Origin of the sequence: Lacinutrix sp. 5H-3-7-4 (assembly GCF_000211855.2) — a bacterium.
Lineage (GTDB): Bacteria > Bacteroidota > Bacteroidia > Flavobacteriales > Flavobacteriaceae > Lacinutrix.
In genome coordinates this window covers 1,518,627-1,533,197 of the sequence record NC_015638.1, presented here as the reverse complement: position 1 = coordinate 1,533,197, position 14,571 = coordinate 1,518,627, and the positions used below count along the sequence as shown (strand labels likewise).

Below are 14,571 nucleotides of genomic sequence, written 5' to 3'. Positions count from 1 at the left end.
TTACCATTATGTTATAACTTTATTTAATAAAAAATAACGAAGCCTAATAATTGAAAGAAACCTCAAATAAATTTTTAATTGCTGCGCTCCTTTTAGGATTGTCTTTTCATGGTAGTTCCATATTTTTTACTTTGGAAACTACTTATGATGCATTAATCCATTTATTTTTTGCAGATCACTATGCTAATAGTTGGTTTGAACCATGGAACTACGAGTGGTACACTGGTTTTACAGTACAAAGTTATCCACCTTTAGTACACCAATCTATTGGATTATTATCTTTAGTTGGTGGCTTAAAATTTGGTATGTTTAGCGTTGCACTTATTGCTATTGTGCTATTTGTTACTGGTACGTATCGTTTTTCACTGTTAATGACTTCCAATAAAACCGTAGCTGGTTATGCTTGTGTTTTGGCGGTTTTCTCATCTTCGTTTGTAGAAACGCTTCATATTTTTGGACAATTGCCTAGTATTGTTGGTGTTTCGGTTTTAATGCATGCTTTACCTGAAATTTATTTATGGTTAAAAACAGGTAGGAAATGGTACTTAGCCACTAGCTTATCGCTTATAGCAGTTACTGTTACCTCACATCATGTAACACCTATTTTTGGAATGGTATTCTTTATTTTTCCTTTAATAGGTATGGTTTTAATGGATGTTTCTAGAGAGCAAGTAAATAGCATGAAAGAAGTTACTTTCAAAATATTTTTGAATAGCTTTTTTAAGCTTTTTAAACGTATTGTAAGCTTTGGCATGCTGTCTTTAGTGTTAATTGTAGGTTGTATTTTTCCGTATTGGCTAAACTCAAAAGCCAACCCAATTACGCAAGTGCCAATTCCACATGGTTCTCGAGATAATTTTTTAGAAATTACGTCTTCAGGATTGGTTTTCTTTTTAATTCCTTGGGGAATTCTACTCGTATTATTACCGTATATTTTTTATAGATACTATAGCAAACGTTACTTGTTTTTTGGATTATCGGTTACCATTTGTACCATCTTAGGAACTGGAGGAACAACTCCTGTACCACTAAAAATGTTAGGAGAAACTGCTTTTAATATTTTAACCTTAGATCGTTTTACACTTTGGGCTTCTATTTTATCCATTCCTTTAATGGGTGAATTTGCCTATCGCTTTGTTCAAGGCGATTTAAAAGCATTAATTCAATCTAAATTTGGCGCTGTTTACCATCGCATTATTGGTGGAATCTTAGCGGGTTTATTTGTCTTTATGGTAGTATTTACTATGAGTTTAAATTACTTTAGACCATCACAACCACAAAAAATTAAAATGCTACCGATTGTGAATTTCTTAAATCAAGATGATCATGATAAATGGCGATTTTTAACGCTTGGTTTTGGAGACCAAATGGCTTGGTTGAGTGCACAAACGAATGCCATGACTGTTGATGGAAATTACCATTCTGCTAGAAGATTACCAGAATTAACCACAAGACCTATTGAGCGCTTAGAAAACTCTAAATTTAAAGGTGTTGCTGGTATTGGCTCTTTACAACAATTTTTAACTACTCCAGAAAAGTATAACCTAAAGTATATTTTTTCTAACGATAAGTTTTACGACCCAATTCTCTATTTCTGTGGTTGGCAACGTTTACGGCAATTAGAAAATGGTATTATGGTTTGGGAACGCTTAAACATTCCGCCAGTTTCTGCTATTTTACCTAAAGAAGATGTTGCTAAATGGCTGAAGATTCATTGGGGAATCATGCCTTTTTTAACCGTTTTAATTGCGTTTGTTTTAAACATACAAATGCTATTTGTTATTGCTTTAAAAACCAAAGAAAAACCACTTCCTGATTTTTTAAAGTTCCCAACTGCTTATAATAAATTTAATAGAAATGTATTACGCATCACACACCTTTGGTCTCTAGTTTTAGCAGGTGTTGTGTCTTATGGAGTTTATCTCTTCTACTTAAAAAACGAATCGCAACTTAGTCCAGAAAACGCCATTATCGCCTATTACGATGCTTTAGATTTTAAAGAATTTGAAAAAGCACATAGTTTAATTGATCCTAATAGCAACATTCCAATTGCACAATATATGTTAGAGATTTCAGTTACGGATGGGCTATTAAGCAGTTATGCAAAAATGGATGCTATTGAAACCGAAATTACAGCACTAAATGATAGTACGGTTTCTGCAAAAGTAACTAGCCAATGGATTACACCTTTAGAAAAAATTGAAAAAGTAGATTATAAATCACTATCTAAAATTAAAGGAAAATGGTTTTTACAACCAGATGATTTAAATAACGACTTACCTCCTGATCAATTATACTCAGACAATGTTACGAAGTATTTTAACCAAGGAAGACGACGCATTACTACAGAAGCAACGCATCATGAAGATATTTTAAAACAACCCGTTTTAGAAGTTGTTTCTGCCAAACTTGTGCATTATGATTGTAGCTATGCTATTATTGGAGAAGTGCAAAACATAGATAATGTTCCTGCAGATGTTATTTTAAAAGGAACATTATATAATGATGATAACAAACAACTGGCAACCTACAACGCTAAATACCATGTCAAGCATAAATTAATGCCTAAAGAATCTAGTAGTTTTAGAATTAATTTTGAAGGTATTGCCTGGTCAAAAACACAAGATTCTATTCCTGACACGTTTAATCCAGACGAATTTACACCTGTTGAGTTTGAAGAACAACCCACAAAATTCAACTTACAAATTGCTGGAAATGTATCAGGATCTGACTTATATAAAAATGTAGTTTTAAGTGAAGTACAAATTAAAGATAGTATACTAAACGGAAACCTTTTTAATAGTGGTATTCAAGAAATTACCATACCGCAACTTTTAATTTCCTATTATGATGCTAACAAAAACATGGTTTGGGTAGATCATTTATTTGTTAAAGCAGGAGTTAGACAACAACGTAAGCAACATTTTGAGTATCCTATTTTACAAGATGGTTATGTAGAAATTATTAATGATAGTATGAAAAACATTTTTGTAAATGGCTTACCAAACGAGGCCATTTCTGATAAAATAGTACCAAACCGAATTCTAAATCATACCAATGGCGAATTACAACCAATTAACCATAAAGATTTTAGTTATATTAAAATAGAAATTAACACGTATATAGGTAGTCCAAATTAATGCAAATACAACGTACATATCTGTTTTTTTTAGGATTGATTTTATTGTCATCCTTTGCAGTTGCGCAACAAAACGAAGCTTCAGTTGCCATTAAATTATTATCGAAACAAACCGAGTTTGAAGTTGGAAATACCGCTGTTTTACAATTTTCAAATACACAAGAAGCAGAAAAACCACTATTGTATTGTTCTAATAGTTATGGTTCTACTTTAATTACTTCCACAATAAAAAACAATACACTAGAATATGTCATTCCAGAAAACATTACCAAAAAAATTGGCGTCATCAATTGGACTATTTTAGATGCAAACAAATCGCTTTCTGGAACATTAAACATACTTCCTAAAGCTGAAGTTGCAACCATGGAAACCTATATTGGTCCTCCAAGCATTGAAGCTGGTGGAACAGATTACACCATGTTGGTTGTTATTCCAACAGACTCTCTAGATAATCCTGTACCAAAAAACACTTTAGTAAACGAGAAGCATCAGTTTTTAACTCAGGAAGAAACGCATGATATTTTTACAGATAAACTTATTGCTTTCAGAAATATTTATTCGAAAAAAGAAAGTGGTCGTATGTTGGTTTCGTCAGAAAGTTTAGGCATCAATTCTAAAGAATTCACCATTAATGTTATGCCAGCAATTCCTACTGGATTTACTATAAGTGCCAGAAGACCGCATAACTATTCCGATGGAAATCAAATTACTACATTTACAACCTCTATTATAAAAGATGAACACAATAATGTAGTGAGTGACGGTACTTTTGTAACCTTTTTTATTACCAATCAAGAACAGTATGTTTTAAAAACAACTGGCACAACCATTGATGGTATTGCAACATCAAAAATGATTCATCCAGATTATGCAGATACTTGGAGTATAAAAGCGTATGTTGATGGTATGTCTGAAAGTAATAACATTACCTTAAGCTACAAACAAGTTATTGAAGATTTTGAGGTTACTTTTTCTGAAAAGAATCGATTAGTTACCGTTGGACCTTTACAAAGTTTTATGCAACAAATGATTCCGGATGGACTACACATTAAACTTAAAATATATAAAGACAATACATTAGTAGAAACATTAACTAAAACATCATTTAATGGCTACGCTACGTTTACATTAAAACCTGCTATTTACACTCATGGAAATTATGATTTTAGTGTAGAAACTGCAGGATTAGTAAAACAATTTAAAACAATCAAACTATGGTAAGTATTAATAAAAATATTATGCGCACCATATTAATAGCCTCGTATATTATGCTTGTAGCCTTAATTATTTCTGGAGTTAGTGCATTATTTAGTTACCTAAATACAGGAGCAGACCGAAGTACGATGCTGCATACCGAAATTAAAAAAGTAGAACAATATTTACCAAGAATAGATTGGGAACCTTTACAAAACGAAGGACGACCAATGGATAACGAAAACCTAAATGCCTTACAAAACGATTATTTAGACGCTTGGTATGTTAAGCAAATAGCCTATAAAACCAATAAAACTGCCGGAATAAAAGACTACTATACAGATAGTGCAAGAGAAAATTTATTTGCATTTATAGACTTAAACAAAAAGCAAGACATTACTATAGAAGCCACAACTTTAAAACACAACCCAACATTAGAGTTTTTTAGTGAAGATGGACAAATGGCAGTCATTACAGACCGCAATGTTATAGAGTATAAGCGTGTATTTAAAGCCAATGCGTTGGTTTTAGAAACTACCGAAACCTCAACTTACCAAATGGTGTTTTTACTTGAAGATGGTTTTTGGCGTATTAGACATTTGGTTAAAGAAGAAACTGATATTTATAAGCAGCAACCAAAACAAATTGCTGTTGATAGTTTAAACATTAAAGGTATAAATTACTACCCGCAAGCCAATCCTTGGGACATGTTTGGCAATGCTTTTTCTACAGATACTATTGCTAAAGATTTTAAAATAATTAAAGATGCTGGTTTAAATTCGGTAAGATTATTTGTGCAGTATGAAGATTTTGGTAAAGCTGCTATAGATTATAAAAAAGTAGACAAATTAAAACAAACTTTAGATCTTGCAGCAACTAATAATTTAAAAGTGGTTTTAACGCTTTTTGATTTTTATGGCGATTATGATGTGATGAGTTGGACCTTAAACCAAAGGCATGCAGAAGGCATTGTAAATGCGGTTAAAAACCACAAGGCATTATTGGCTTGGGACATTAAAAACGAACCTAATTTAGATTTTGAATCTAGAGGAAAAGACAACGTTATTGCATGGTTAGATAACATGATTGATTTGGTAAAAGGAATAGATACTGTGCATCCTGTAACCATAGGTTGGTCTAATACAGAAAGTGCAACTATTTTAAAAGATAAAGTAGATTTTATTTCGTTTCATTACTATGAAGATCTAGAAAAACTAGATGAAGCCATTACAACTATGAAAAAAGAAATACCAAACAAACCCTTAGTCTTGCAAGAGTTTGGAATGTCTTCTTATTCTGGTTTTTGGAAACCTTTTGGATCTTCAGATAAAGATCAAGCTAATTACCATAAAAAAATCCAAGAACAAATTGCAGCAAATAATTTACAATTTATGTCTTGGACTTTATATGACTTTACTTCTGTTCCTAATGATGTAGTAGGTAGGTTACCTTGGCGTAAAAATGTTCAAAAACATTTTGGGTTTATTGATAAAAATGGGACAAAAAAGGCTTCGTTTAAATATATTACGCACTAACAGTCAAGAACAAAAAAACCATTATTAATCAATAGTTGTAGGTTGTATATCTATTGCTTGATTTTTTCTAGATTTAGCTGGTTTTTTATTTTCAATTATTTTATCAAAACTATTTAAATACATACTTGCAATTTTTTCCATTGGATAAGCAGTTGCAGCTTTATAATTTGTTTTCCCTAATTCAATTCTATAATCATCATTAGTTACAATAGCTTCAATTGCTTTAGCTAAACTATCAATAGATGTTGGCTCAAAAAACTCACCTTGATAACCTTCATCTTTAACCAACAAAGCAAGATCTCCTAAATCTGGCATTACTACTGCTTTACCATAGCTACCTGCTTGGTGTAAAACTCCTGAGCTTCCTGTAGTTGATGTGTATGGAAATACTACCACTGCACTTTCATTAAATAATACTGGTACTTCTACTTCTTCTACATAACCTGTAAAGCGTAATTGAGGCACATGTTTATAATCTTCTTGTACTTTTGCTAAATAACCTGGTACATTTGGGTTGTCTGTTCCTGCTATTACAACTTCTAAATCTAATCCTGTAGATGCTCTCACTTTTTCTACAGCTTCAATCATACCTTCTACTTTTTTGTAAGTACCAAATTTCCCAAAAGTCATCACTTGTAAAGGTCCTTTTGGTAATTTATAATCAGGTTGTACTTCTGTAACTTCAAAAGTTCCATGCGGAATTAAATTTACATTGTTTACTTTATATTTTTTCTCTAAAATGTCAACATATTTTTGCATGGTTACTGCAACTGTATCTGCTTGTAAAATTAATTTAGTTAAGCTAGTACCTATAAAACCATATACTTTTTGCATTAATTTGTTACTTGTAAATCCTGCAGATCCTAAATCTACTTCTTCAAGGATATTATGTAATAAAACTATGTTTGGTATGTTTTTTAACTTACAAACTAATGGCAACATTAAACCTAATGCTGCAGCTATTTTTTTATCACCAAATTTCATGAACTGCAAATTAAATAATACAGCATCTGGTTTGGTTGCATTAATAGCTTTGGTAACGTTGACTATGTTAGTATAACTATTAAACGCCCAACATTCTTTTACTGTAATTTCACATCCAGCTTCAGTAAACGCGATATCTTTTTCTCCTTCAGTTTTATCTGTAAGTAACACTATTTCGGTTACATTTTCTTTTTGTCTAAAATGCTTTACCAAATGGTAAGCATACTCGTTTAGTGTGACTTTACTTGGTGGATATGCTGTTACAATTGCTAGTTTCATAATATCTCAATTTATAGTTTTCTTAATTTCTTATTTCTTGATTACATTACAAATTTGCGCATTAAAAAAGGGTTATTCTATTAGCCTTAGACGGAATGCATTTTCGTATAGACGAATGGTAAAAAACTGTAGATTTAGTTATTTACCAAGCACTTACACAATACACGAAAAAAAAGGCTGTAGCAAAAAACTACAGCCTCCAACCAAAATAAACTAAAAAAACACTCAATTTTATTGTTTCAACTTTGAGTCGAAAGCAAAAAAACTAATTTGTATTACAAGTAATAACGACATGGCTATAATTTGCATGTGTACTACTTGCTCTAAACTGTCATGAAAAAATATTACTAAACCCATTTGAAGCATTCCAAATACTCCAGATATTACAACAGGTATGTACCTGTCTAAGGATAAATAGTAGTATGCAAATATGTTTGATATAGCAAACAAGCCGGTTGCCAAGGCGTACTTCCATAACAATGGCGCCATTGCCAAATAACTGTCTCCAAATAAAATGGTAATTGCTGTTTTTGGAAATAATGCACAACCAATAATAATTGCTGTTGCAATTCCTGCTATATAACCAACGTACTTAAACAATATTGGTGCTGTTGCTTTACCTTCTTTTTTTAACTGCACAACTGTTGGTAATAATAACATAACAAACATCCAGGCTATAAAGTAAACAATACGACCAATTAAGGCTAATGACGCGTATAATCCTGCATCATAAGAGTCAAAGTAATGTTTAACTAAAAGAATATCACTATTGTTAATTATTATTTGTGTTAGTTCATAAAATGCAGTGATTATAAAAAAGCTACGAACTTGTTTAGATTCAGCTGCATCAATTGCCAATATATTTTTAAACTTTATATTTTTAAATTTAAAAGGAATTAACCCAAAACCAAATGATATTAAAATACCTATAGCAATTACTACAGATGATTGTATGTTAAATAAAAAAATTAAACCTAAGGTAATTACCAACCTGCTTAGCATTTCTGCTTGATAAGTGATTGATAAAAACTTAAATTCTTTTTTACCTTGAAATACACCTCTATTAACACTCATTAGAAAATAAAGAGGCACGCCTATTCCAAATATGGTAAACATACTTGAAGAAGAGGTGTTAAAAACTATTTGTAATTGTTTTGCAAATACTATTATTAAAGCTCCAAAACCAAGTCCTACAATTGTGGCATGTTTATATATTTTTGCCACAAAATTGGCAAAAGTTTCATTTTCAAAAATTACCGAAAACTTTGCAGTAACTAACTGGAATGTCATAGCTACAAAAGATAGCACTAACAAAAACGTTATTAAAACTGCTGCATCTGCAAATTGCGCTGGCCCTAATACACGACCTAAAATAAGGTTGTACAAATAGTTGCCTCCATTTACAGCTAATACACTTAGCATAAATAGTTGTTCTGGAGATATTTTTCGTGTTAAGGTTAAAGCTTGCATTTTAATTATAGAGTTATGCGTTATAGATTAAGCGATATTCATAAATTGAAAATCTTCATAAATCTCTTCACTTCTTGGTCCTGCTACAAAAAATAAATTATTATTTAAAACAGCATTTCTATATATTTCTTTTAAAGTAATCATTGATGAATTATCAATTTCAGTAACTTTTTCAATATTTAAAGTCACACCAGCGTGTGCGTTTAAAACAAAACCAAAATGAGTTTTAAAATTTTTAATTGTAGAGTTATTTAATGTACCTTCTAAAAAAATGGTATTATCTTGTTGAGTAATTGTAAGTGCCATAATATATATTTTAATAGTTATTGTTTAAGCTACATTTTGATAATTAAAATCTTCGTAAATATCTTTACAACCAATTCCTGTAACAACAAATTTATTTTCTTCTCTTAATGCATTTGCTAGCAAAGTTGTAAGTGCTGCAACACCATTTTTATCAATGAGATTTAATTTTTCAATATTAACTGTTACAGCTTCCATTGTTTTTATTTTATATTCAAAATAAATAATAAAGGACCTTGTTGTATTTGCAATTAAATCTCCTTCTAAATAAAATACACCGTTGTTTTCTAAAATCTGTAAAGTCATAATTATTATATTCTTGATTACAGTAACAAAGATGCATTGTAATCATCTCAAATTCAGTTGAATTTCGACGAGTAGACAATTGCTGTAGATGAATGAATGGAAATGAATGCTTAACTTGCAAATGAATTAAAACTTGAAGATGAAACTCAAATTTATAATCCTACTCACCTTATTATTTACAGCTTTTCTTGGGCTTGCACAAGATATGCAAGAAGGTTTTACCTATTTAGAAACTGGTAAGTACGCTAAAGCAGAACAGTTTTTTGAGAATATTTTAAAACAGTATCCAGACAATAAAACTGCTAGACTTTGCTATGGTCGTGCTATTGGACTAAACGGAAAACCTGATGAAGCCAACAATTTATTTACAAAGCTTTTAGCAGATTACCCAAATGATTTTGAGGTAAAACTAAATTATGGAGAATCTTTATTATGGACTAGTAATTTTCCTAAAGCTAAAACCTATTTTAAAACCTTAATAAATGAAGACCCAAAAAGTTTTGCTGCATTATTAAGTTATGCAAACACACTTTCCAATTTAAAAGAATATGAAAATGCTTTAAAATATGTTGACAAAGCTTTAGAGGTTTCTCCTGGAAACCCAAATGCATTAACGTCTAAAAAATACATGTATTTAGGTTATGCCTACCAAAAACAGCAAGCACAACAGTATGATGAAGCTGAAATATTACTTAAAAAAAGTTTAGCGCTTTTTAAAAATGACAAAGACACTTTATTAAACCTAGCCAATTTATATTTAATAGCAAATAGGTATGACGATGCTAAAGAAACCTATACCATTTTAGCTAAAAATCCAGAAAATAAAATAACAGCTTTAAATGGTTTAGCATTAGTATCTCACTTAAAAGGAAAAGAAAAAGATGCGATTGACTTAAGCACACAAGCTTATGAAGCTTTAAATAAAACTACAAACGCTACTCTAAAGCAACAAACTACAGAGCGTTATGCACAAGCCTTAATTTGGAATAAAAAATATAAAGCTGCAAATACGCTTATCACGAATTTAATTGAAACTAAACCTAATGACAATTGGGTTTTAGCTTTACGGGCAACACTTAATATTTATAAAAGCGATTTTAAAAAAAGTGTTACAGATTACAATCAAATTTTGGTAAATGACAGCACATCATTTGATGGAAACTTAGGTAACGCAAATGCATTAAAAGCATTAGGGAAATATGAAGATGCTTACAAATCTGCTGAAAACACATTAACCTTTTACAATAACCAAAAAGATGCAACTAACTTTATTAAAAATTTAAATACAACATTTACACCTTTTTACGAAGGTAAAGTTTCTTATAGTTTTGATAATGGAGACAATGAAGCTTTTGCTTTTAATAATACTTTAGAGTTTCCGTTTTCAACAAAATTTAAAATTTTAGGGAGTTACAATTATCGTAGTACAACTAATCCTGTTACTAATAATGACGCCACATCAAATGACTTTAGCTTTGGTGTTTCATATCAATTACTTCCTAATTTAACCTTAAAAGGCACTGCTGGATTAACTTCTGCTAAAGCTACAACAAATAATTACACTCAAGTATTAGCAGATATTTCATTTAACATAAAACCCTTTAAGCTGCAAGATTTAACCGTTGGTTATAAACGTGAGGTACAAAGTTTTAATGCCGAGCTACTAGATCGTGAAATTGTACAAAATAACTACTATGCTAATTATAGCTTAAATACTAATTTTAATTTAGGATGGTTTACACAATATTTTTATACTAAACAAAGTGATAATAATGCCAGAAACTTATTGTTTACTTCTTTGTATTATAACATTTTACCAAAACCATCGCTTAAAGCAGGTTTAAACTACCAGTACATTACTTTTAAAGACCAAGTACCAAGCATTTACTTTTCGCCAGAGACCTTTAATGCTGCCGAGGTTTTTGTAAACCTTATTAAAGATGAAAATATAGCAAAACCAAAAGAATGGTTTTATGAGCTTACTGCTGCCACAGGATTACAATTTATTAACGACGACGAAAGCCAAAGTACATACAGAATACAAGGTAAATTAGGTTATAAATTTTCAGACCGCTGTTTAGCAAATTTATTTGGCACACGAAGTAATATTGCCTCTGCCACTGCTGCAGGATTTACTTTTAACGAAATTGGAATACGTTTTAAATGGTTATTATTTGATAAACCTGTATTTAGAAAATAAGTTAAGTGTATCGCATATTTAAAAGTAAACACTTTATTTAATAGTTATCATCATCTACAATTTAATAAAAGTGCTATATAAAAGCTACTAAAGTAAGCCTACAATTTATATTAACTATAATGGTAAATAATAAAGTTTTAAATAGCTTTAAATATAATTTACCAAATTATAGTTACCTATTTTATTTAAACGCCTAGCATTCTTATATTTTACTAATATACTGCAAAAACAAGCTGTATTTAACCTTGTCTAAAAATGGTTACAAATAAACTTTTTCACTTACCTATTGGCTTATTTTAATTTAGACATAGCATACAGTACTAATAAAATAAATTTCTAAAACTTTTTTTAAATAAAAAAGGCAAAAGATTTCTCTTTTGCCTTTTGTAGAAACAGCTTTGTGTTTGCTATTAGGTCTTAGGTTTCTACTTATCAATCAATCAATAATACATTAAATGAAATTATTACTTTACTAATAACTTTAAGGGATTATAATGAGTTTGTTGTCCAGATAATTTACAGATGTATAATCCTGAACTTAAATTTTGCTTATTAATCGTTATTTCATTTTTCCCAACTTGTGCGTTTATTGCTGTATTATAAACAACTTTTCCTAATTGGTTATAAACTACTAACTGCATTGTTTCATTATGTTTCGCTTTAAATAAAATACTAGAAGTTTCATGCATAGGATTTGGATAAGCTACCATAGTGTTATCTTCTGCTTCAAATTCGTCTACAGATAATAGTGATACTCTAGAGAATAACACATCTTCTATTTTCATTTCTTTTGTTTGCAAAGAACCATCTTCACTCACCATTGTAAAAACTATAGTTACAATATCGTTAGCTTCAAAACTTGTATTTAAAGTAGAAGAGAATTGTGTGAATGGAATTACAAAACTTTGAGTACTATCTGTCAATGCTATTGTTGTTTTGTATTGCTCATTCCAATTTGAAACACTGCCTTTTACTAAAGTTACTTCTACATTACCTGTGCCTTTAGCGTCAAATTCTAAAGAGCTATAATCTGTTAAGTCTACCGCTTGAAATCTTGGCGTTAATGCTCTATAAGCTGCAAAATATGTACTTGTAGTTGCATTTAAAAGTATATTTCTTTCAATAGGAAACTCATTTTCTTCAACTGTATTATTATTTTGAGTTACTTGGTAATTATTCACCGTTGTTGTTGCTTGAGAGTCATCAACTCCCCAAGGACCATCAGACATAAATAGATCGTCTGGTGTGTTAATGCCGTCTCCAATTCTAAACCCTATATCGAATAGGTTTCCTGTAGGTACTGCTATTTCTGTAATATAATTCTGGTTTAAATCTATTGACGTTGTTGAGTAACTAAATTCACTAGTTTCTGTTGTTCTAAATCCCGAATCGAACCCAACGTTTCCTGTTCCGTTAGTATTTATAATTTCAAGGTCTAAATTTCCATTTATATATTTTCCTTTTCTAACAAATACTGTTGGTGGTGTAGATAATTGGTATCCAGAAATTGGTTTTTCGGTATTTAATAAGTTTAATACTTCTTCTGACAGAAGGTATAAATCATCAATTGAGTCTGACCAAATTTGGAAATTATAAAATGTTACATTTTCTTCATATAAATCTAAATTCCAGTGACTTTCTACTTTAAAATTAGCATCATTATTTACTACTTTTGCAGATAAACTTAATACATATTCAAAGCTCCCATCAGCATTTTTTATAATAGATTTTATAAATGATTCTCCGTTTATATCTATAGTTGATACAGATATTAACTCTGCTCCTAATAATCTATCACATATATATTTTGTGTGCTCGTATACACCATTTTCTGTTTTTAAAGCTAAAATTGATGCTATTGATGCATTGTTTTGGATATAATCTACTGAGTATACTTCTGTTGCATTTGTAATATTTAATAAATCTTGAGGTGTTGAGTCTACTGCATAGTCTTCATTAATTGTTGTTAATGGTACGAAATCTTGTAATTGAAATCCTGTAAAAGAGCTTCTTTGTGCTGCAATACTACTAGCTGTTACTCGCGGCGCTGTACTTTGGTCAAATTTATAACTGTTTCTTGCACGGTTAAAGTTACGTTTATTAATAACTTCAGATAATCTTCCATTACTTTCTAAACCTCCATTATTAGCAGAAGTTGGCGGCGTAATTACTTCACAGTTTCCAAATCCAGAGCAAGAAGGATCATCACAATCTTTTAGTCCATCACCATCATCATCAATTCCATTATCACAAATCTCTTGCACTACTGGAGCTGTTGGACAACGTGCACCATCATTACTTGCACTTGAAGGCCCAAAAGCAAATAAGTTAGAATTTATAACGTTTATACCGTCTAAATCTTGAACGCTTTGTATTACGTATATGGTTCCTGTTTGATTTGCTGACACATAAAAACGTCCATCTGCATCAAAATAAACTGCGCCATAAGTGTAATTTAAACCTGATAATATTGGTACAATACCTAAATTTTGAACAACGTTTGTTTCAGGATCAATTCTATATAAAATATTTGTAGTCTTTTCTACTGCATATAATTTACCATCTACTGCATTAAATGCCCAATCATGAATATTTAAACTTTGAGATAAATTTTCTGTAGATAGGTACTGAGTATAAGTAGGAGAGTTTGGGTTTAAATCTACTTTATAATATGTTGCGCCTCCAGCTTTAAAATAATAAACGCCATTTGGACTAATGTCTCCAACGTATTTATTTCCTGTTGTTAATTCTGGAATAGTAAACGATGTTGTTTGAAAATCTTTACCTATTCTAACAATTGTTTTTGATGGCGAACTTAAGTAACCCCAAATAAAACCATCTGCAGGATTATAAGCTGCGGCATTTATATTACCTGGTGTAACATCTGTAGCTGCTAAAAATGAATTTCCTGAAGCTAAATCAATTGCATAAACATCGTTATACTGAAATAAGTAAGCACTGTAATCACAGTTAAACGGAATGTTTTGAGCAAAAACAGAATAACTTAAAAGCAATATAGCTAATGCTATTATTTTTTGTTTAAAAGTAGGTAAAGTTCTTGTCATGATATTGGGTTTTAATTATAAAACAAATTTATAATAGGTTGTTGTTTATTTTTCGATTTTTCGATTAGTGCTTTGCTAGTGTAGACGAATGGTAAT

At 30.6% G+C, this 14,571-nt stretch carries 9 protein-coding genes; 4 read left to right on the top strand and 5 right to left on the bottom strand.

Annotated elements, in window-relative coordinates:
• The first annotated feature begins 50 nt into the window (after positions 1–50).
• From LACAL_RS06775 to LACAL_RS06765, 3 genes are read left to right on the top strand one after another with little or no spacing between them, the layout of a single operon-like run.
• Complete coding sequence (locus LACAL_RS06775; protein ID WP_013869976.1) at positions 51–3,140, top strand: membrane protein; 3,090 nt, start codon at positions 51–53, stop codon at positions 3,138–3,140.
• On the top strand, positions 3,140–4,360 hold the full coding sequence (locus LACAL_RS06770) for a hypothetical protein (protein ID WP_013869975.1): 1,221 nt from the start codon (positions 3,140–3,142) through the stop codon (positions 4,358–4,360). The genes LACAL_RS06775 and LACAL_RS06770 overlap by 1 nt, the downstream gene beginning before the upstream one ends.
• Complete coding sequence (locus LACAL_RS06765) at positions 4,354–5,868, top strand: cellulase family glycosylhydrolase (protein WP_013869974.1); 1,515 nt, start codon at positions 4,354–4,356, stop codon at positions 5,866–5,868. The genes LACAL_RS06770 and LACAL_RS06765 overlap by 7 nt, the downstream gene beginning before the upstream one ends.
• 24 nt (positions 5,869–5,892) lie before the next feature.
• Here LACAL_RS06765 and LACAL_RS06760 read toward each other — a convergent pair whose 3' ends face one another.
• From LACAL_RS06760 to LACAL_RS06745, 4 genes are all read right to left on the bottom strand, one after another.
• Entirely contained in the window at positions 5,893–7,131 is a 1,239-nt protein-coding gene (locus tag LACAL_RS06760) for a glycosyltransferase (RefSeq protein WP_013869973.1), read from the bottom strand.
• 231 nt (positions 7,132–7,362) lie between these two features.
• Positions 7,363–8,601, bottom strand: coding sequence for an oligosaccharide flippase family protein (locus LACAL_RS06755; RefSeq protein ID WP_013869972.1), 1,239 nt, complete (start codon positions 8,599–8,601; stop codon positions 7,363–7,365).
• 27 nt (positions 8,602–8,628) lie between these two features.
• Entirely contained in the window at positions 8,629–8,907 is a 279-nt protein-coding gene (locus LACAL_RS06750; RefSeq protein WP_013869971.1) for a hypothetical protein, read from the bottom strand.
• Between the two features lie 24 nt (positions 8,908–8,931).
• Positions 8,932–9,210, bottom strand: a complete 279-nt coding sequence (locus LACAL_RS06745) for a hypothetical protein (RefSeq protein WP_013869970.1) — start codon at positions 9,208–9,210, stop codon at positions 8,932–8,934.
• A 139-nt stretch (positions 9,211–9,349) separates the two neighbouring features.
• Between LACAL_RS06745 and LACAL_RS06740 the strand changes: the two genes are divergently transcribed.
• Positions 9,350–11,410, top strand: a complete 2,061-nt coding sequence (locus LACAL_RS06740) for a tetratricopeptide repeat protein (protein ID WP_013869969.1) — start codon at positions 9,350–9,352, stop codon at positions 11,408–11,410.
• Between the two features lie 464 nt (positions 11,411–11,874).
• Here the strand turns inward: LACAL_RS06740 and LACAL_RS06735 are convergent, their stop codons facing one another.
• On the bottom strand, positions 11,875–14,475 hold the full coding sequence (locus tag LACAL_RS06735) for a T9SS type A sorting domain-containing protein (protein WP_013869968.1): 2,601 nt from the start codon (positions 14,473–14,475) through the stop codon (positions 11,875–11,877).
• Between the last annotated feature and the right edge of the window lie 96 nt (positions 14,476–14,571).